The 22,184-nt window shown below is 43.3% G+C and carries 10 protein-coding genes and 1 other annotated feature; of the genes, 8 read left to right on the top strand and 2 right to left on the bottom strand.

Annotation, left to right across the window (positions count from 1 at the left end):
• The first annotated feature begins 228 nt into the window (after positions 1-228).
• From EDD61_RS08130 to EDD61_RS08090, 8 genes are all read left to right on the top strand, one after another.
• On the top strand, positions 229-1,794 hold the full coding sequence (locus EDD61_RS08130; protein ID WP_132224943.1) for a SpaH/EbpB family LPXTG-anchored major pilin: 1,566 nt from the start codon (positions 229-231) through the stop codon (positions 1,792-1,794).
• A 314-nt stretch (positions 1,795-2,108) separates the two neighbouring features.
• A complete protein-coding gene (locus EDD61_RS08125; RefSeq protein WP_132224941.1) occupies positions 2,109-2,978 on the top strand; it encodes an isopeptide-forming domain-containing protein in 870 nt (289 codons plus the stop codon).
• Positions 2,968-11,259 (top strand): leucine-rich repeat protein, encoded by an 8,292-nt coding sequence (locus tag EDD61_RS08120; RefSeq protein WP_132224965.1) that lies wholly within the window; start codon positions 2,968-2,970, stop codon positions 11,257-11,259. The genes EDD61_RS08125 and EDD61_RS08120 overlap by 11 nt, the downstream gene beginning before the upstream one ends.
• Before the next feature lie 19 nt (positions 11,260-11,278).
• A complete protein-coding gene (locus EDD61_RS08115) occupies positions 11,279-13,378 on the top strand; it encodes a DUF7601 domain-containing protein (protein ID WP_132224939.1) in 2,100 nt (699 codons plus the stop codon).
• A 3-nt stretch (positions 13,379-13,381) separates the two neighbouring features.
• Complete coding sequence (locus EDD61_RS08110) at positions 13,382-15,094, top strand: Ig-like domain-containing protein (protein WP_132224937.1); 1,713 nt, start codon at positions 13,382-13,384, stop codon at positions 15,092-15,094.
• Between the two features lie 537 nt (positions 15,095-15,631).
• Positions 15,632-15,862, top strand: a binding site (T-box leader).
• 30 nt (positions 15,863-15,892) lie between these two features.
• Entirely contained in the window at positions 15,893-16,552 is a 660-nt protein-coding gene (locus EDD61_RS08100; RefSeq protein WP_132224935.1) for a vitamin B12 dependent-methionine synthase activation domain-containing protein, read from the top strand.
• Complete coding sequence (locus tag EDD61_RS08095) at positions 16,542-18,887, top strand: homocysteine S-methyltransferase family protein (protein ID WP_132224933.1); 2,346 nt, start codon at positions 16,542-16,544, stop codon at positions 18,885-18,887. Before EDD61_RS08100 ends, EDD61_RS08095 begins: the two co-directional genes overlap by 11 nt.
• A complete protein-coding gene (locus EDD61_RS08090; RefSeq protein WP_132224963.1) occupies positions 18,887-20,647 on the top strand; it encodes a bifunctional homocysteine S-methyltransferase/methylenetetrahydrofolate reductase in 1,761 nt (586 codons plus the stop codon). Before EDD61_RS08095 ends, EDD61_RS08090 begins: the two co-directional genes overlap by 1 nt.
• A 170-nt stretch (positions 20,648-20,817) precedes the next feature.
• Here EDD61_RS08090 and EDD61_RS08085 read toward each other — a convergent pair whose 3' ends face one another.
• Both EDD61_RS08085 and EDD61_RS08080 read right to left on the bottom strand, forming a co-directional pair.
• Positions 20,818-21,141 (bottom strand): sodium:proton antiporter, encoded by a 324-nt coding sequence (locus EDD61_RS08085; protein WP_132224931.1) that lies wholly within the window; start codon positions 21,139-21,141, stop codon positions 20,818-20,820.
• 108 nt (positions 21,142-21,249) lie between these two features.
• Positions 21,250-22,002 carry a DeoR/GlpR family DNA-binding transcription regulator gene (locus tag EDD61_RS08080; protein ID WP_008687049.1) on the bottom strand — a complete coding sequence of 251 codons (753 nt, stop codon included), beginning with the start codon at positions 22,000-22,002 and terminating at the stop codon, positions 21,250-21,252.
• Between the last annotated feature and the right edge of the window lie 182 nt (positions 22,003-22,184).

Raw genomic sequence — 22,184 nt, 5'->3', positions numbered from 1 at the left:
TTAAAGTAATTATATATAGAAAAAAAGGGTAAAAAAAAGGATATTTACACCAAAAATGTAGATATCTAATTAAGTATAGGTTTTTGTATGCTTAGGATATAAAAGTTGACCTATGACTTTTATAGATATATTGCTATCCTAAGATGTGCTTCGCTGATAACTACTTGCTTCATGCCTGGCACCTCTTTTTTTGAGTTAGCATAACAAACCATTTGAGGAGAGAAGTTTATGAAAAAGACATGTTCTAGAGTTTTGATGGCGATTATCGCCTCTACGGCTATGACAGGTGGTATGTTTTCGCATGCCCGGCCAACGCAGGCATTGGAAATTTCTGCTGCCCCTGAAACAACGATCACACAGAAATCTGGCTCGCTTACGCTCCATGAGTATGATCTGGACAAGAAACCTCTGGCCGGTGCATCTTTCAGCATCTATAAGGTCATGAGCCTGACTCCCGGGGGTACCTTGGATAATTACGTTAGCTATACCATCGAAGATGATTTTAAGGATGTCCTGAAAGATATCACACCGGATGCCTTAGGCAATTATTCAACAAAGGAATTGGAAGAGCTGGGCAAGGAGCTGAGCGTTAAGGCGGCAAAGATCGATGCATTGCAGGAAGGCACCAGCGATGCCAGCGGAACGATCACATTTAACGATCTGTCATTGGGATATTATCTTGTAGTGGAGACCCAGGCACCGAGCGGTTATGTGAGCGGCAGACCTTTCTTGATCGCTATTCCTTCTTCCGACAACTATCAGGACGATGGACAACAAGGCACACATTGGATCTATGATGTCGAGGCCACACCTAAGAATGAACAGGTATCCATCGATAAGGACATCATAGGAACGAGCGACGGCTCGGTGAAGGTAGGAGATCATGTACAGTATCAAGTAAAGACAAAGATGCCTGATTATGATGACAGCTACTTTGGAAATAAAGAACACCCGGCAGTATTCGATATCATCGATACGATGGAGGATGGTCTGGCCATCCAGAAGGATGTGGAGCATCCTATCACGGTCACGGTTGGGGATCAGGTGATTGCAGAAGGAGAGACCACCTATACGTTGAGTGCGGAAAATAAGACAGGAGAAGATCCGGATATGATCATCTCCTTCAAGGAGGCCTTCATCAAGGAAAATGGCGGTAAGGATGTGACCGTCACCTATTATGCACAGGTAACGGAGAAAGCGGTACAAGGACAAGCAGGAAACGAGAATGCCGCAAGCCTGCGCTACGATCATAAACCGCAAGAGATCACCACCAGTGAGAAAGACACGGAAAAAGTATATAGCTTTGGTATCAAGGTAGAGAAGTTCACAAAGGAAGAGGACCCAAGAGCATTGTCCGATGCCGAATTCACCTTATTAGCTTCCGATGGCAGTGATATATTAGGCAGCGCGGTAACGGATGAAATGGGAAATTTGCAATTTCATAATCTGGATGCCGGTACCTATTATCTAAAAGAGACCCGATCACCAGCAGGGTATACCTTATTGGCAGAGCCGATCAAGGTAGAGATCATCGCAGATGTAAATGCCGAAGGGAAAGCGACAGGAAGCTTTACATTAAAGGTGAACGATAAGGATGTTACGACGACAACAGGAGAATTCACGACCCAATTGGATGAAGAAAGCGGAACGGCGATCATCGCGGTAGAGAATCATAAAGGCTTTACCTTACCGTCTACAGGAGGGGCAGGCATCAGCGTGTTCTTGATCATCGGCGGCATAGGGATCTTGGGGATCAGCGTCGTCATGATGAAGAAGAACAAGAAACAAGCTTGATCCATGAACTGGACAAAACGAGGCATATCCAACTGTTTCGTTTTGCTCTTTCTGTTCTTTCTTTCCAAAATAAGGATGTTCTTACCATTCTATCATGGGACATCGGAAAAAGTGCGCAAGAAAGAGCAGGGCATTGCATTTAGAAGAGACTTCTTTTTCGAGACGACAGGTCCAGAAACAATGGAAACCAACAATGCATGAAGGACCGTATGGTGGATACCGGTCAAAGCAGCATCGTTCATCGTTTTAGATAAGGCATTGTATCAATCAATATAATGGGAATGCAAAGTAGAAAGAAGAATGAGGAAAAGCAGATGAAAAAGAGAAAGAAAACCTTACAGAAAATATGCAGCATATTGGTCTTGATGGTCTTGACATTGACATCGATCAAAGCAGCTGGAGGTAGCATCGCGATCGATCTGAAGGACCTGCCCCAAGCAGAGGTAGAAAAGGCAGGGGTAACGTTCACATTGTATAAGGTCGGGACGATGAGCGATGATGGAAGAGCGAAGCTGTATGAGAGATATGGCATGAGCCTGCCGAATACGGCAGAAGGACTGCAAAAGGCCGCAAAAGAACTGATGGAGCGATCAGGCAAGGAAAAAGTGGGAAAACAAGTAACCGATGCAAATGGTCATCTGTCTTTTGATGACATAGGAAATGGTATCTATTTGTTGGTGCCATCCGATATGGAGACATATGGAACGATCGATCCGTTTCTGGTGACCTTACCGATGTATGAGGAATTGGGCAGCGGGATCCAAGGACCAAGCTATGATCTGCAGATAGAACCAAAGGCATCACCAAACAAGGAACCGATCGAGCCGACACCACCGCTCGATCCAGATGAACCTGATGAGCCGGTGACACCGGACACACCAGATACACCAGACACCCCGAACACTCCGGATGAGCCGAATCCACCGCTCAAACCAGAAGAGCCGGATATCCCAACGGATTCAGATCATCCCAACGGACCTCACAAGCCACAAACACCAGAAACACCAGATACATCCACGACGACAGATGGACATGAGGGGCCAAAAAAAGATGTCACGACCACACAGACCGGAGATGCATCACGAAAAGGGCTATATGCCTTATTGATAATGCTGTCTGCTTTTGGCATGTACATCGTATATAGCAAGCATAGGAGAGGAAGTGAGCTAAGTGATGAAAAATAAGAGGAAACTTATCGTGTTTCTATTAGCATTATCGATGCTGTTCATGAATGTTAACTCATCAATGTTCGCTAAAGAAGAAACAAAGGCAGGAACAGGGAGCGTTGAAGTGATAGAAGGATCCAAGGATACCGATCCAGAAATAACGTCAACGAAGGAAGATGCTTTAAAAGAAGAGAAAGAAAAGACACCTGCGGAAGCAGGAGCGCAAAAGACAGCACCGCTCCTTACGGATGTAAAGGGGAGGATCTACCTCGATGCGAATAAAGATCATACCTTCGATGAAGGAGAAAAGGGCCTTCCTGATATGGAGGTGCGCCTGTATAAGATAGAAGAAGGAGAAGCTGCTAAAGAAGCTGCCTATCATACCTTGACCAACATCAAAGGAGAATATGAGATCAAGGGAGCAGAAGCAGGAACTTATAAGGTCGAATATGAAAGCGTCGACAGCGAAAAGGATCTGAGAGATTATACGATCCTGCAAGAAAACAAGGAAGATAAAGAGCGAGGAGAGAAAGAAGAACAGAAACTGATCGAAAAAAACAATAAATATATCATCGCTCAGGAAGAAATAGAGATCAAAGAAGGAAGCGAGCTGGAACTGGCGCTATACAAAAAAGAAGCTGAGAAAAAGGAAGCACCAGAAGCAAGCAAGGAAGCAGGACCAGCAAAGCAGGAAACGACAAAACAAGAAACGAACGCAACAAAGAAAACAGAAACGAATACAGTAAAGAAAACAGAGACAAATTCAGAAAAGAAAACAGAAACGAATACGACACAAAAAACAGAAGGCAAGCAGCCGGTGAAGAAGGCGGCCAATAAGAGCGAAGCGCTGATGAGCCCATTGCAGCTCAACAAGCTGAGCAGCACAAAGGCAGGTGCAGCCTATGCACGAGACAGTGAGTTTGCAAGGGCACTGTATGAAACGCTGGATGCCGAAGATTGGACATTCAATGCCTATTATGTAGGACAGAATGATAAATATCATGTAGAAAAGACGAATGATTTCTCATTGAAATATCAGGTGGAATTTCATAATAGCCGTGACCTGGAAAAGGGCTCGGTAGAGATCCGCATACCGGCATATCTGAACAACGACAGAGATAAAAAGGGCGTCCTGCCTTCGAGCATCGCTATCCCACAGGGAACCCTGGAGGATCCGGTAGGAAATAAGATCACACCATTCAATTATTATCTGGATGAAGAAACAAATGAGCTGGTATTCTTCAACTATGAGAAGATCACATCCGGTGCTAACATCGCATTCCAGGTATTGTATAAAGATCTGGAGATCATGGAGCTGATCGATGACAGTACCTGGAGCCTGGCACCAAAGGCAACGGTCAGCTTCGATGATAAGACAGAGGAAAAGACCTCGACACCTCTGACAGGGCACATCGATTCCAAGGTCGACCTGTCAAAGGTGACAAAAACACCATATACGCTGGGCGGGAAGAGCTATTGTCCCGGCATCTATACGCAGCAGCAGCTTGACAATGTCATAACGAGCATCCCGGACAAATATAAGGGAGACAACTTCGGCAAGTATAAATATGTGGCATGGAGGATCCAGATCCGCGGAAGCGCGACACAGCCATGGGAACTGTATCTGAAGGATATTCCCGATCTGGGCGGCGAGGTCGTAGGATTCAACAGGGATTACAGCAAGATGACCTATGAAGGGGACGATGCCTATTATAAGATCTCAGGCATGAACAAGGATAAGCTGATCCAATACGAAGATACATCGAATCATATCATCGTGGCGGTGGCCTATCCAGAAGATGAGATCCAACCGGATACACAGATAAAGAACAAGGTCCAGGTCGTGGCCCATCCTTATGATGACGTAGATAAGGATCAGATGCTGGAGAGCGAGACCGTTTGGAAGTATAAGGATTATGAATGGGTATATGATGGAGATGTCATCGGTGTCGATAAAAGAAGCGACGAGACCTATAAGAGCTGGCTGGAGGTCTATAAGGCAGCCAGAAAGCAAAAGAAAGATATCGGGGACATCCCATTCACCATAAATGGCGTGACACGAGGCTATGCGCTCACGCACAGCATATCCAATGATGAAAAGCTGGGAGAACGGATCGAAGGAGCCAGCTATGTGATGACGACCGTCGATGACTTCATCTATGCATATCCGACGAAAGGTTCCCAAGAGGAATATAAGATATTGGATGGCGATGATTATTATTACAGCAAGGTGAGGATCAACCAGGAGGATATCGGCTATGACCCATGGGAAGACAGTGCGACAGCGCCGGAACGTTCCAAGGATACGATCGTATCCGCATGGTTCAAGGATGGAACAGGCTGGGAAGAGGTAGCCGTGATCCCATGGAACGATAAGGGCAGCATGAGCTATACCTTTACCCAGGAGCAGATAGCACGCAGACCATGGAGGGTCAAGGTGGAACATGAATCCGTGAACTATCGCTCAACATGTTCGATCGATCTGAACGTACGGATCCAGCATGATTCCCCGGTATTCAAAGAAATGGTAAAGGATGAGGATAGCGAGCAGACGGTGACCTTGGAGAACATAGCCGGCATCATGGGACAGAAGAAACAAGATGGGGTCCTTGGTGCCTATTTCCATGATACATCAGCTGAAGGTGGAAATTATTCAGAACCGGAACTGATAGAACGAACCAAAGATCTATATGGCGTGTTGCTCATGAGGGATAATGCATTTGCATATCTGACCTCGGTGCAGAAGAACGCGGGATCCTATAAATACGGAACGAGCTGGAACGATGCAGCAGCCGGAAGGGTGCATCTGAAATATAACCTCATGGCATACGATGGCTATGAGCTCTATGGAACAGAAGCCGTAAGCTATCTAAAGGATAATGGGGTAAGATCACCGGGAAGAACGGATGTGGTCTTCTATGATCTGTTGCCATATGGCGTGAAATATGACCCTTCGGTACCGGTCATTGCAGGCCGGGTGAAGACGACCGACTCGTTATATTGGAGAAATGAGAAGAGCTGGGATCAAGGCCAGGTCAAGGTCAGCATCGATTCCAAGGAAGATGTCATAACGAACTATAATGGAACAGGCAGGACGATGGTGCGCTTCCATATCCATTATGATGGTGCAGATCCGGCAGGCGTATATAGCCGTGGCAGCGATCATCTTTGGATGGAAGGCTGGGGCGTCAGCTTCGGTGCCTATTATGAATGGAAGGATATCGATATCTGCAATGAGGCGACCAATATCTCCGCCTTCATGCCTGAGAAAGATGATAATGAACCATTGTTGGGCAGAGACGATCAGGTGATGCGGGATAATGGCGAGGATTATCCGGATACCCTTTCCAAGGATGAATATAAGATATTCGGAAAAGACCTCGATGGCGATGGCAATACCGATGAAAGAACGGTATTGTACGCAAATACCAGCGTCGTCGATGATCTGGTGATCGCGAACAGTGACAATATCGATAAATTGGTCAAGGCAGATGAAGACCGCTTTGGGGTATTTTCAGAAGAAGCCGTCGTGGCGCCCGGTGAAGGCTATACCTATGAGATCACGGTAAGGAACGCGAAGGATACGCTGCGCAATATCGTGGTATATGATCGCTTGGAAGATGCGGCACGCTATCGTTCGGAGCAAGAAAAAGATAAGCATTTTGATGATAACTGGTGGTATGGGACCTTTGATGGTGTCATCACCACAGGGCTGGAAAAAGCAGGGGTCGCACCGATCATCTATTATAATGCGGATCGAGATGCAAGGATCTCAACGGGAGAAGAGCTGCCAAGCACCATATTGACAGAGGACAATGGCTGGTATACAGAAGCAGAATGGAAAGCAAAAGGACATACATTAGCAGAAGTAAAGGCAGTAGCCGTAGATATGAGCAAGAAGAAGGATGGAAGTGCCTTTGAGATCGTAGATATGGGCTCAGTGACCTTCCAGATCCATATGGTATCCCCGAAGGAAGATGAATCCAAGGAAAGCGCAGATCATAGCAACACGTCCACAGGAAAAGATCCGGCATATCATGCGTATAATAATGCTGCTTATTATTTAGAAAAAGCAGGGACCGATACGAAGCAGACGGTGATCGGCAACTCGGTACAGGTATCGCAGCATGATAAGGAAAGGGTAGAAATCGTAAAATCCTTTGGCGGCAGCGTACCGAAAGATAAGCAGAATAATGAGTTCCGCTTTATCGCGACCTATAATGGTTCCGTATATGCCTCACAGGAATATCAGCTTTACAAGAAGGTCGATGGGAACTGGGAACGTCAGGGCACGGATCGTGTCTATGCGACGGAAGCAGATGGCAGCTTCTATCTGCATGCGGATGAAAAGGCCGTCTTCGAGATAAAGGACAAGGTACTGTTCACGGTAGAGGAAGAAGAGAGCCCATTCTGGGAGGTCGAGACAGAAACGAGCGAAAAGGGCGAGGAGCAGATAAGGACCTTCAAGAATACATATCGTCCGGTGCTATACGTACAAAAGAAATTACAAAACCATCCCAAGGATGCAGATATCGAGAAAGAGATCTTCACCTTCAGGGCAAGCGCGAATGGGGAACCATTGGCAAATGCAGAATACTGGCTGGTAGACAGCGTCAGGGTCGATGGCGGAACGCCAAAGAAACTGAATAAGGAAGAGCTGAAGACAGATGCCAACGGCGAATTCCGGATCAAGGCAGGGGATATCGTAGCGTTGTTCCCGGGAGCAGAAGGGACCGCCTATCAGATAGAAGAGATCGAAAAGGGCAAGGATTGGTTCACGGAAGCAGGGAAGGACAGCGTCAGCGGAACGATGGCCGAAAACGGAAATGCGGAAAGCATCACGAACTATTATAAATGGAAGGACCTGTATCTGACCAAAGAACTGAGGCATCAAGAAGCAGAAGAATGCACGCAGGCATTTACGTTCCAGGTATATGCCGATGGAAGAGCGTTCGCAAATGCACAATGGGTCATGCTGAACGAAGATGGCAGCGAAGGAACAGAAAGCGGAACGACGGATGAAGCAGGGCGATTCACGGTGAAGCTGGCAGGGAAAACAGTGAAGATCAAAGGATTCGAAGCAGGAAAGAGCTTCAAGATCGAAGAGATCGATGATCCGATGGATAACTATAAGCCGATCCAGGGGATCGTAGAAGGAACGATGCCGCTGTATGCCCTGAAGAGCGATGCGACGATCATCAACGATCATATCCTGCGTCCGATCAGCATAACCAAGCTGGTCAGCTATGATACGAATGGAATGAGCGAAGAGAAGCTGGCGGAGATCAATGAGCGAGGATTTACGATGACCTTGACGGTGGAAGGAAAGGTCTATGGAAACAAAGAATATACGATCAGGCGAAGCGGAGAACCAGATGAGAAAGGGACCACTACCGAAGCCGGGACCTTCACCATCAAGAACGGACAGACGGTGACCTTCGAAGATGTCGGACCGGAAGGGACCTCCTATAAGGTAGAAGAGACACCGGATCCGGAGTATCCGCAGATCTTCCCAACCAATAAGGAAGCAGGGGAAGGAACGATCGATAAGGAAGGCTCAAAGGTAACCTTCGTGAACGGAACGGAAAGCACATTGATGATCGGGAAAGAATATGTCGCAGGAGAAGGCGATGTCGACAAGATAGGGGAAGCCTATCTTGAAAAGATCAAGAACGACCCGGCGATACGAGAAAAAGAAAAGGTGACGCTGAAGCTGGAGGTACAGGATAAGGACGGAAAGTGGAAGACCTGGCCAACGACAAGGACGGTCGTAGAGGTAACAGATACGCTGAGCAATAAGGTCGAAAAAGTGACATGGGAAGCCAACGATACGTTGACGATCGCAGCATGGAAGCAGGTCATCATCACTTCGCTGGATAAGAATGATCGATATCGCCTGAGCGAAGACAGCAAGGACCAGCATAAATTATATAAGGAAGGATCGGCATTCATAGAGATCACGCAAAAAGAGCCGGCAGATGATGGAGCGATTAGCGATACGATAGAAAACAAGCCGCTGGCCATCATCACGAATCAGATCGAAGGCAAGAAACAAAGCTCCATCATCCAAAAGAAGATGAAGCTAGGATCTGAAGAAGTACCAACAGGAGAGCGCTTGGTCTTGCGGGTAGAGGTCTATGATGGAAGCGTATGGGATCCGGCAGGAGATGTAGCATACATCGTAGGAGACGATACGGAATGGATCAATGATCGCATACAAAAAACGGAAGCAGATGGAAAGATAACGGTAGAGAAAACTGAAAAGGGATATCCAATTCTCTATTTCACGGAGCAGGATGTAAGGATCAATCCGAGCAATGCGACGAAAGGGACATATCGGATCGTAGAACGCATAGAAGAAAGCGATGATGGATGGGGAACGTTGTCGGGATATCTGAAATTAGCGGATAGCTATAATGGCAGTTTGGATATCGAAGATGCAACGACATTTGTCAATAGCAATCGCACGACACCGATAGAGATAGCAAAAGTACTCAATGTGGACAGCGAACAAGAATTCACGTTCGAGCTGAGACAGGTCACACGCTCCAAGCAAGAAGTGATCACGAGCTTAGAGGATATCCTAGAGAGCAGAAAAGGAACGAATATCAATTATGTGATCTATGATGCAAGGACGAAGGAACAAATAGGAACAGGAAATACGGGAGCGACAGGAGAGATCAAGCTGCAAGGAAATCAGTATGCAAGATTAGAACTGAGCGATGATACAGCTTGGACCGTAAGTGAGAAACAGGATACGCCATTCGTCTTGACCGATATGACGGGAAGCAAGGATACGACACGATTATCGAATAATGTGATGCTGATACAAGCAAAGGCACCGGTGATCATAGCGGATCTATCGATAGAGAGCGATCGCAAATATTATTCAGAAAACAGTCAAATAGATAAAGCAGACTTTAGGGTCAAGGTAATCTATTCAGATGGAACGATGGAACTGTTGCAGGAAAGCGATTATGAGATAGATCAGACGACGGTACCAACGAAAACAGATCAATTTGATCTGATGTTCACTTATACAGATAAGAAGACAGGACGATCCATAGAAAGAGCAAAGACCTTAAAGATAGCCCGAACGATCACCCTGACCAGAGATATGGTCGAAAATGGAGTGATCGATGCAGAAACGCAGGAAGCAGTTATCTTGAATACAGGAGATGTGGTGATACCTGAAACAATATTAGTGGATGGAAATCTACGGATAATAAATGCGATCGGCACTGACGCATTTAGCGGAAACCAAGAGATCACCAGCATAAAGATGCCGGATACGATCACGCTCATAGGTGATCATGCATTCTTCAACTGTGAAAAACTAACAGGAACCTTAACGATACCGGAATCAGTAGCAGAGATCGGAAGATTTGCATTCTCGGGATGCAGCGGATTAACCGGGGATTTAAAAATACCAGAAGGAGTAACGACGATAAAGCTTGATGCCTTCCATGGTTGTAAAGGATTTGATGGAACGTTAACGCTCCCGGATTCATTGACCAAAATAGAAGAGAGTGCTTTTCAAGGTTGTAGAGGCTTCACAGGAGACTTGATAATCCCAGATTCAGTAACCAGTATAGGAAGTTTTGCTTTTGAAAATTGTAGTGGATTTAATGGAACATTAACAATTGGAAATGGTGTAACAAGGATAGGAAATAATACCTTCGAGGATTGTAGTGGATTCACAGGAGACTTGGTAATTCCAGATTCAGTAACCAGTATAGAAAATAATACCTTCGCTGGATGTATTGGATTCACAGGAAATTTAATAATTGGAAACAGTGTAAAAAAGATAGGAAATTCTGCCTTCAGTGTTTGTAAAGGTTTCACAGGAGACTTGATAATTCCAGATTCAGTAACGAGTCTAGAGAATTATGCCTTCGATCGTTGTAGTGGATTTAATGGAACATTAACAATTGGAAATGGTGTAACAAGTATAGGAAATAGTACCTTCCAGGATTGTAGTGGATTCACAGGAGACTTGGTAATTCCAAATTCAGTAACAAGTATAGGAAGCTCTGCCTTCAATGGTTGTAAAGGATTCAATGGAACGTTAACAATTGGAAATAGTGTAACAAGTATAGAAGGTACTGCCTTCTATGGTTGTAGTGGTTTTACCGGGGACTTGATAATCCCAGATTCAGTTACAAGTATAGTAGGTAATTACGTTTTCTACGGCTGTAGGAATCTTGATAAAATCATCATTCAAGGTAAATCAGAAGGTGAGCTTTCAGGTTCTCCTTGGGGGGCACCTGACACAGTGATCATCGAATGGCAACCATAACAGAAAGGAGCAATATTAAATGAAATATCTAAAACGAATAGGAGTCATTCTGCTTGCTGCTTTCTGCATGGTCGCAGGGATGCAAGCGGTACAGGCACAGGATAATACCAATGTGACCTTCACGAATGAAGAAAACAAAACACCCGATCTCTTTATTTCTAAGCATGTAGAAAGTGCGGATGATCGTTATGAGATACCTAAGGATGTAGCTTTCCACTTTGTTTTGAAGCTTGGTGGAAAGCCTGCTAACCGTGAACAATACCGTGTGTTTGATGAAAATGGAGATGAGGTATTTAATCATAGTGATGGTACGATATCTTCAGATACGACGAATAAGATCCCGTTCATGACGGATCGTAATGGTAACTTTACCTTATATGGGGAACATACCGCAAAATTTGAATATGTCGGTAATGGTGTATCCTATGAGATCTTCGAGCTGCCGCAAGAGAACTTTCAACAGATCTCTCCGGCAGCGGGGACTTCTGCCACAGGTACGATCAAACCAGATGGCAGCAGAGTAGAATTTGTCAATCTCTATGTACCGAATGTAGAGAAGAAGACAACGGATCTAGTTGTGACAAAGCGTATCTCATATCCACAAGGATATGTATTCGAAGAAGAAACATCATTCCACTTTATTTTGAAGCTGGAAGGAAAACCTTATGCAAATGAGATCTATACGATCAAGGACAATGTCAGCGGCGAAGAGCTGAAAGAAGCAAGGACGGATGAAAACGGTAAGTTTACCTTAAAAGGCGGACAGAGCGCTGTCTTTAAGGAAATCAAGACGAATATCGATTATGAAGTAGCTGAAGAAAAAGCAGATGGCTGGCGAGTAATTGGCGATGTGAAGCAGAGCGGAGCGACCCAGGCACCGGTAACAGCAGTGCAATATACCAATGCGATCGCCTCTTTCGGGGTCAACAAGACATTGAGCGATAACAGCACATCAGAGGATACGTTCCGTTTCTTATTGATGGATCATACAAAGAAAGCATGGAGCGGCGCAAGATATTATTTATATAATAGCGTAAGCGGCAAACGTGTGGATGATCAAACATATGAGACGGATGAACATGGTTATTTCACATTGAAGGCGAATCAAACAGCGATCTTTATCGGAATAGAACCGGGAACGCTGTATGATGTACAGGAAGAGGCGAAGCCTGGCTATATCCAAAAGACCCCGGTGAGCACGACAGGGTATGAGGATAAGGTCGTAGGAGATAACGTCGAGATATTGCCATTCGTCAATGAACCGATAAAAGAAGAAGGGGTTCTATCTGTCACGAAGCTTATAGAGAATACGACGGATGAGATACCGATGGATGATATCAAGTTCACCTTTGTATTGAGCAGAAAGAATGGGGAAGTCTACGAACCAGTAAAAGATGCAATTTATGTCATACCTATCGGAAATTCAGAAAGTACATATAAAACAAATGAACAAGGAGAATTTCCGTTAAAGGGAAATCAGACGGTATTCTTCAAAGGGCTGAGACAAGGGGAAACATATAAGGTAGAAGAGAAGCAGACGAACGTGGAATATGTGATCAAGACAGAACAGCAAGAAGATAAGTTGGATAAAAACATCAGCTTTACCTTTACGAACGTATATACACCGAAGAAGCTCGATCTATACCTCAGTAAGATGAATCACGATAAGGAAGCCCTCGAAGGAGCGGAATTCACATTATATAGCAATGAAGAGATGACGAATATCGTGGGAAGCTATGTAAGCGAAGAAAAAGAAGGACTGTTCATAGAAGATCTAAGAGCAGGTACTTATTATCTAAAGGAAACAAGGTCACCGAAAGGCTATAAGCTGTTAGAAGGAATCATCAAGCTCGAGATAACGAGGGAAGAAGGAACAGGCAAGCTGCTGGTGAAGGTGAATGGAAAGGATATCACTCAGACAAAAGAGGAAGATCAGATCCATATCACGACGACAGGAGCAGGGGAAAAGGATGAGATCCACATGACGGTGTATAATGTTAAGAATTTCTGGATACCGATAACGGGAGGCAAAGGAATCGCACAGCTTATCGGATTTGCGATGATCGGTTGTGCAGGGGTGCTATTGGTACTCAAGAAGAAAGCAAAGAAAGAAGGATAAATAATGAGGAAAGCAATGAAATACCTGCTTGTTGCGCTCGGTCTTTGTCTAGGCGGAACGGCCGGATTGCAGTGCCTGCCATCAGAACAAGCAGTGATCCAAGCAGCAACCAAGAAGGTCGCGTTGAACAGATCATCGCTCAAGATGATAAAGGGAACGAGCTATCAGCTCAGACTGAATAACAACAAGAAGAAGATCCGCTGGTCTTCCAGCAATGCAAAGATCGCCAGCGTAAGTTCAAAAGGAACAGTAAAGGCAGTTAAGAATGGCAGTGCGAAAATATATGCGAAAGTATCCGGTAAGACATATAGCTGCAGCGTAAAGGTGGAAACACCTTATATGAGCAAGAAAAGCGTGACGATGTATAAAGGCAAGAGCTATAAGCTGAGCATGAAGGGAAACACGCAAAAAGTGAAATGGAGCAGCAGCAATACGAAGATTGCGAAAGTATCCGCAACAGGAACGGTCACAGGAGTAAAGGCCGGCAAGACGACGATCAAGGCAGCGATAGGTGCTAAGAAATATACGAGCACGATCACGGTTAAGAATCCGTCCTTCACCTTGAATGCTTCCAAGATCACGCTGAGCAAAGGGCAGTCTTATATAGTGAAGCCGAAAGCAGCGCCAACAGCAAAGATCACATGGAGATCAAGCAACAGTGCGGTGGCCTCCGTGAATACAAAAGGAGTCATCCTTGCTAAAAAAAGTGGAAGTGCAACGATAAGTGCGAAAGCAAACGGCATCACGAGAACGCTCAAGGTAAACGTGAACAATGGAAGCTTTACGCTGGATGCATCCAAAGCGACCCTTGGAGTCGGCGGGAAGCTGAAAGTGTCAGGAAAGGTATCACCATATGCCAAGGTGAGCTGGAAAACATCGAATGCCAAAGTAGCTACGGTATCTGGCAGCGGAACGTATGTTACGATCACAGCGAAAGCCAAAGGAACAGCGAAGATCACGGCAAGAGCGAACGGCATCACGAGAACGGTAAGCATTACGGTCACAAATCCATATTTCAACATCAATAAGACAAGCATCACGCTGAATTATGGAAGCAGTGCTAAGATCGGTATCAGCGCTTCTCCAAAGCCTTCCTATATATCATGGAAGACGACATCGAATCAACATGCAGCCAGCATAAAATCAGATGGTACGATCAAGGCGATGTATATCGGTACAGCTAGCTATACGGCGACGGTGAATGGTGTGAAGCGTACGGTCAAGGTAACGGTGAAGAATCCAACAAGCAGTACATATAACCCCGGCTGGTATAAGGTCGGAGTGAATATCCCGGCGGGAGAGTATCTTTTGACATCGATCAATAGGAATCTGCCAGCTTATCAAATTTATAATGATGGCAGCTATTATCGTCCAACAAAGACGACACAATATCCGGGGAATGGCTTCGTTACATTAAGGAAGGGGCAATATGTACAATTGATGAATTGCAAGATCACGAAGGCCCCTTCAAAGATAGCGATAAAAAGTTCAGGAACCTATCGCGTAGGGAAAGACATAGCGGCAGGGACCTATACGATCAAGAAGCTGAAACCAAATAGCAGTGCATATGCAGATACGGCATCCTATTATGTATATCGGAATACATATTTTGATGCAAACCCATATAAAGGGAAGTATAATTTGATGAGCGAGACAGTTACGCTAACAAACGGCGATGTGATCATGGTACAAAACGCTAAAATCAGTAGAAGTTAAGAACGTATCTTTCAAATGTAAAAAAAGGCGAACCTTTCTCTCGATCATGAAGATGTAGATCGAGATACGATAGATGGCTTATCTTAAGATAGGTCATCTTTTGTTGTGTGTTGGGCATGCCACATATCTAGGGTGAAAATCCCTCGGGGCGTAGTTATCGACGAACCCAAGAGCGACTTGCAAGTTTCGTATCGTGAGGTATGGAAGAGAGGAAGCAATATCAAAAGAAAAACTAGCCCCAAAAGGACTAGTCAGTTGTTTAGACTACTATATAGAGAGACACACTTTGAAATTAAAACGAACCGCCGTATACGGAACCGTACGTACGGTGGTGTGAGAGGGTGATTTATTTCACCCTACTCGATTACTGCTTTGTAGAAATGGTTTTCTTCAAAAAAAGAAGGAAGTGTCAATACATGGACAATTGAAATGTTCAACTTCTTTTATAGAATGAATTCTTTATAGGAATAATAGGATGTTATGGTATTTCATCGCTCTTTATTGACGAATGTGATTCGCAATGGTAAAATTAGGCAATAAAATGCGTTGAAGAGAAGAGTAACAGGATAAGAACTATACAGCGAATCTTGCCATGGTGAAAAAAGATTAGGGAATGTCCTGAGAAGATGGTCTTGGAGCTACTTTTTTCGATATGGTAGAAAAAAGCGTAAATGCTGCGTTACAGGCAGGAGCATAGGTATGCTTCATGAGGTCACTGAAGAACAGTGATGAAATTAGGTGGTAACACGATAAACTTTCGTCCTAAGGATGAAAGTTTTTTTGAAAGGAGGCTTTTTTATGCTATGGAAAACGCCAAAGGTGAAGGAAGAAGATATCTTACATTATCTGGGTAGTCAGATGATGGATGAACTTCTTCATAAGCAAATGGAAGAGATGATGACACTTCTTAATCAAGATGTGCGATGTCAGGTCATTTATCGAACACTTCCATTAGAAAATCATCAATGCCGTTATATAAAACTGCAAGGGAAGAGCATACAGGCCTTATTGAAAGAAAGCCATGCTGTTATCATCATGGCCGCTACCTTAGGGATTAAAACAGACAGGCGCCTACGTGCGTTGGAAATCAGTGATATGGGAAAAGCATATGTGTATAATGCCTGCGCGAATGCAATGATTGAAGCAGTTTGTGATGATGTAAATGAACAGCTTCGCAGACAATATGCAAAACGACAAGCGTTCTTGACCGATCGTTTTTCTTGTGGTTATGGAGATTTGCCAGTGAGTACACAAAAAACTTTTTTACAGGTAGTAGATGCTGAGCGAAAAATTGGTTTACACGTTAGTGAATCCTGCATGCTAGTGCCGGAAAAAAGTGTTACGGCGATTATCGGCATTGCGAAAACAGTACAGCCAGCTATCGTTCGCGGATGTCGCGTATGTGCATTGAAAGAACACTGTGAATATCGTAAAGGAGGAACTGTTTGTGAAAGATAAGGCGGTGATAACATTATTAGATGGTGCGATGGGAACCATGCTGCAGGAAAAAGGATTAACACCGGGAGAATTGCCCGAAGTATTCGGATATCATCATGGTGATATTGTGACAAGTATTCATAAAGCGTATGTGGAAAGTGGTGCAGATATCATTTATGCAAATACGTTTCAGGCAAATCGTAAAAAATTAAAAAAGAGTGGTTTTAGTGTACAGAAAATTATAACTTCGGCTATCCAACAAGCTAAAAAAGCAGCCAATGTAACAACAAGAGTAGCGCTTGATATAGGACCGATTGGCGAATTACTGGAACCAAATGGCTATTTAACGTTTGATGAAGCATACGATATTTTTAAGGAAATGGTAATGGCCGGGGAACAAGCGGGTGCTGATTTAATCGTGTTTGAGACAATGAGTGATCTGATGGAAGTTAAGGCAGCTATTTTAGCGGCGAAAGAGAATAGCAATTTGCCAATTTTTGTGACCATGAGTTTTGAAAAAGATCATCGTACATTTACCGGATGTTGTGCTGCCAGCTTTGCCTTGTTAGCTGAACGTTTAAGGGTCGATGCCGTTGGCGTCAATTGTTCATTGGGGCCAGATGATCTGTTGCCAATCGTGGAAGAAATGGCCGCGTATACAAACCTGCCTCTCATTGTCAAGGCAAACGCCGGGCTACCGGATCCATTAACAAATACTTATGCGATGCAAGCGCATGAGTTTGCGAATAGTTTACAGCGTTTTACACATTTGCCTATCCGTTATATAGGTGGCTGTTGCGGTACAACGCCTGCATTTATTGCCGAATTAAAACAGCACGCTATGACAGGAACAATGGTTGCGAAAAAAATACCATCCTGTGTTTGTACACCAACCAAATGTGTAACAATGGATGAGGTGCGGGTCATTGGAGAACGCATTAATCCAACCGGAAATAAACGGATGAAACAGGCATTACTTGATCATGATTTAGATGAAATTGCAGCGATTGCTATGGAACAGATAGAAGCAGGTGCGGAAGTGTTGGATGTAAATGTGGGGTTGCCGGGAATTGATGAAAAACAGATGATGGTGGAAGTAATTCGTCATTTACAGACGTTGGTTGATGTTCCTTTGCAAATTGATTCTACAGATCCAGCGGTTATTGAAGCAGCCTTACGGATATATAATGGAATTGCCATTGTAAATTCAGTGAATGGAGAAATATCTAGCATGCAACAGATTTTACCGCTCATTGAGCGATATGGGGCAAATGTGGTAGGGTTGACGTTGGATGAACAAGGGATTGCCAACGATGCCTCAAAACGATATCAAATTGCAAAGCGCATTCTTACTACAGCGCAACAATATCATATAGAAAAAGAACGAGTTTTTATTGATTGTCTGACACTTACGGTATCTGCGCAGCAAAAAAGCGCCATTGAAACATTAAAAACATTACATATGGTGAAAGAAAAATTACAGGTACCTACAGTATTAGGAGTATCTAATATTTCTTTTGGCTTACCAAGACGCCTCTTATTAAATCAGAGTTTTCTTACCATGGCTTTGAGTGCCGGATTGAATATGCCGATTATCAATCCAAATCATGCCGCGATGATGGAGGCAGTGTATAGTTTTCGCGTATTGCATGGTTTGGATGTTGATGCCCAAGCGTATATTGAACGCTTTGCTGAGCAAAAAGATGGTGAACAAAACAAAGGGAATGAAAAAGCTGGCATCACGATAGATATGGCGATTCAAAAAGGTTTAAAGGAAGAAACCAGAGCATTATGTAAGAAGTTATTGGAAAAGGAAACACCATTGACGATCGTTGATGCGTATCTGATACCGGCACTTGATAAGGTAGGAAATTTGTATGAAAACAAGCAACTATATCTTCCTCAGCTTATCAATGCAGCTAGTGCATCACAGGCCGCTTTTGATGAAATTAGACAGCAATTGCAACGGCAAGGAAAGACGACCATCACCAAAGGCAAAATTTTATTGGCTACGGTACGCGGAGATGTTCATGATATAGGAAAAAATATTGTAAAAGTCGTTTTGGAAAATTACGGCTATCAGGTATTTGATTTAGGAAAAGATGTTCCAGTAGATATAATTGTAAAAACGGCAGTCGAAAAGCAAATACCCTTGATTGGATTAAGTGCATTAATGACGACGACACTCGCTGCTATGGAAGAAACGATTCAAGCACTGCATGCATGTAAGCATCCTTGTAAGATCATGATTGGCGGTGCTGTTGTCAGTCAAGAATATGCGGATAAAGTGCAGGCTGATTATTATGCAAAAGATGCAAAAGCAAGCGCAGATATCGCAAAGGAGGTGTTTGGGTGATGCATCCATTGTTCATGAAACAAAAGCGCTTGTTATTTGATGGTGCTTTTGGTACATATTATGCATCCTTATACGGCAATGAAGAGCCTTGTGAAATGGCGAATGTAAAAGCTCCAACACGAGTGGCTGCTATTCATGAAGAATATCTGAAGGCGGGAGCAAATGCCATCAAAACAAATACCTTTGCGATGAATGAGGCAGTCTTGGATTGTAGTAAGGCGAAACGAGAAGAGTTGTTAAGGCAAGGCTATCGTATTGCCAAGCGCGTAGCAACCCCTTATCAGGCATCTGTCTTTGCGGATATCGGTCCCTGTGTAGAGACGAGAACGCGCAGTGCTTTTACGCAATATAAAGAATTGGTGGATGTTTTTTTAGAAGAGGGTGCAGATTGTTTTCTATTTGAAACTTTGCCTAATGATCATGGTATTCATGAAATAGCGGCATATCTGAAAGAGCGTTGTCCCCATGTATGCGTACTAGTAAGTTTTGCTGTGACAGCAGATGGCTATACGCAGCAAGGGGTACCTTTGACGAAATTGGTGAAAGCAGCACATGAAGATGAAAATATTCATGGCTTTGGCTTGAATTGTATTTGCGGGCCGATGCATATGCGCCGTTTATTGAAGTATTTTGATACAAAGAAAGATACCATTCTCATCATGCCAAATGCCGGTTATCCGACAATTTTAGCCAACCATACGTATTTTCGTGATAATAGTAGCTATTATGCGCAGGAAATGGAAAAAATCAGCAGTATGGGTGTTCGTATCTTGGGTGGCTGCTGCGGTAGCAAGCCTTCTTATATTCAAAAGATCAAAGAAAGATTACAAGAAGAAGCTGTGTTATCACTTCCCACACCGGCAGCGAATGATCCGGTTCTTTATAAGGATTGCAATCCTTTGCGCAAAAAATTACAAAGAAAAGAAAAAGTCATATGTGTAGAATTTGATCCACCCATGGATTGCCGTATCGAACGATTTATGAATGATGCGGAATATCTCAAGGAGCAGGGAATAGACGCAATTACGATTGCCGATTGTCCGATTGCCCGTGCACGGGTAGATAGTTCTTTGTTGGCCTGCAAATTGCACCGTGAATTAGGCATAGATGTCATACCGCATATGACATGTCGTGATCGTAATATTAATGCGACAAAAGCTTTGTTGTTTGGGTTAAATATTGAAGATATTTATAATGTGTTGGTCGTAACAGGAGATCCTATACCGGCGGCAGATCGTCAGGAAGTAAAAGGTGTATTCAGCTTTAACTCACAATTATTGGCTGGTTATATACGCGACTTAAATGAAACTACCTTCCCTCATCCTTTTTTGATTTTTGGCGCTTTAAATGTGAATGCTGCAAATTTTAAGCAGGAGCTATTAAAAGCGAAACAAAAAATACAGCAGGGTGTACAAGCTTTTTTAACACAGCCGATTCATTCGGCCAAGGGTCTGCAAAATTTACAACAAGCTCATCGTGAATTGGATGCATGGATCTTAGGCGGTGTGATGCCTATCGTCTCTTATCGCAATGCATTGTATATGAAAAATGAGATTGCCGGTATTGAAGTAGATGATGCCATCTTATCTCGCTATGAGCATAAAAACAGGGAAGAAGCGGCAGTGTTGGCGGTTACGATAGCGAAGGCAACCATTGATGAAATGGCATCCTTTGTGGATGGGTTTTATTTAATAACACCTTTTCACCGCGTAGAAATCATGCAACAAATTATCGCCCATATTCAGCAAATGGATGACTAAATATCTTTATATGTTAGAAGTCAGCAGGATTAGAAAAAGGATACAATGATATAAATAAATAGCATAAGTCAAAAAAAGAAGTCTGATAGCGTGTTTTGATTACTGTTTGCACACACGATGAAAGAGACTTCTTTTTTATCGTTTATATAAAGAAACAGTTTATGTAAGGCTTATTTACGGTGTATCTGATACAAATGATGCCAATAGATCATCATCACGAATAAGCCAATGGTCAGAATACAGGATAATAACATGATGAAGATGTTTTCTTTAAAGAAATGGAAATAGCGAAATGGTACAGGAAGGAAAAAAGCAATGCCAAACAACATCCACATGATACCAGTTTTATGATTAAATGTAACAGGATCATGAAACGTTAATTGTTGATAGGTAGGACTTGACCAAAACCACATGGCTTCTTTGCGACGATATGCATAAACCCCAATGCTAAAAAAACTAATGGCAAGGATGGTAGCTAATAATGTTACATTCATAAGAAAACCTCACTTTTTAACACCCTTACTATACCATAAGTACTACTAGATGAAAACTATTCAGGGAAAAAGTAATCTATCAATTTTGAAAGGTTAAAAAGCAATTGATCATTCTGCTACGATGATATTCGCAATGCCTTTGACAACGGCAGCATCTTTTTCACTGATTGCATCTGTTATCATGACATCAAATTCCTGACACTGTGCAAAGGTAAAGGTAGAATGCTTTTGATATTTACTGGAGTCACACAATAGGATGCTGGTTTCACTGCGTTTTAAGACATGCTGTTTTACTTCCAATTCTTCATGAGAAAAGGTTGTCGGTCCATTCAAAAAACCATCACAGCCTAGAAAACAAGTATCAAATACAATTGTATCGATGATATGAGTCGCAAAGGTTCCAATGGTTGATTTTCCCCGTTTTTGCAGTTTACCTCCGGCAATGATAAGATCATGTTGTGTTTCGGAGATGATTTCCGCAATCGCCAATGAATTGGTAACAACGGTTAAGCCTTTCTTTAGACGTAAATATTTAGACAGATATAAGGTCGTACTGCCTGGATCAAGAAAGATGATAGAATTATCACGAATATAGGATAATGCCGCTTTTGCAATCAGTTGTTTTTCATAAGCATGTTCATTCAATTTCACATCCAAAGGCAACTGATAATAGCTGTTTAAGATTTCAGCACCGCCATGCGTTTTGACAATTAATCCGCGCTCTTCCATGGCATTCAGATCCTTACGAATCGTTTCCGTTGTGACTTCCATGCGTGCAGCTAACTCATTCACACGAACGGAGCCTTCTGCTAAAATAAGGCGATAAATTTCATCTCTTCTGGTATCGGTATTTTTTGACATAAGAAACCTCCTTTTCCATTCTTTGTTTTGCTTTCTTCATCGTAAGACAAGTTGTGTGTCATGTCAAGCATTGCTTGGTTTTTGCTTGTAAAAATTGGTTAAATTTTGTGATTAAAGATGAAAACAAAGAAATAATGCTTTTTCTTTTAAAAAAACAAAAGTGATTATTGCGATTAAAAAGA

This window comes from Longicatena caecimuris (genome assembly GCF_004341945.1).
Lineage (GTDB): Bacteria > Bacillota_I > Bacilli_A > Erysipelotrichales > Erysipelotrichaceae > Longicatena > Longicatena caecimuris.
This window is presented reverse-complemented; position numbering and strand designations above follow the sequence as displayed.

What these genes read in the sequence shown, in the direction of transcription:
- EDD61_RS08110 (WP_132224937.1), top strand. Translation starts at nt 13,382, where the DNA reads ATGAGGAAAGCAATGAAATACCTGCTTGTTGCGCTCGGTCTTTGTCTA.
- EDD61_RS08125 (WP_132224941.1), top strand. Translation starts at nt 2,109, where the DNA reads ATGAAAAAGAGAAAGAAAACCTTACAGAAAATATGCAGCATATTGGTC.
- EDD61_RS08090 (WP_132224963.1), top strand. Translation starts at nt 18,887, where the DNA reads ATGCATCCATTGTTCATGAAACAAAAGCGCTTGTTATTTGATGGTGCT.
- EDD61_RS08100 (WP_132224935.1), top strand. Translation starts at nt 15,893, where the DNA reads ATGCTATGGAAAACGCCAAAGGTGAAGGAAGAAGATATCTTACATTAT.
- EDD61_RS08080 (WP_008687049.1), bottom strand. Translation starts at nt 22,002, where the DNA reads ATGTCAAAAAATACCGATACCAGAAGAGATGAAATTTATCGCCTTATT.
- EDD61_RS08115 (WP_132224939.1), top strand. Translation starts at nt 11,279, where the DNA reads ATGAAATATCTAAAACGAATAGGAGTCATTCTGCTTGCTGCTTTCTGC.
- EDD61_RS08130 (WP_132224943.1), top strand. Translation starts at nt 229, where the DNA reads ATGAAAAAGACATGTTCTAGAGTTTTGATGGCGATTATCGCCTCTACG.
- EDD61_RS08085 (WP_132224931.1), bottom strand. Translation starts at nt 21,141, where the DNA reads ATGAATGTAACATTATTAGCTACCATCCTTGCCATTAGTTTTTTTAGC.
- EDD61_RS08120 (WP_132224965.1), top strand. Translation starts at nt 2,968, where the DNA reads ATGAAAAATAAGAGGAAACTTATCGTGTTTCTATTAGCATTATCGATG.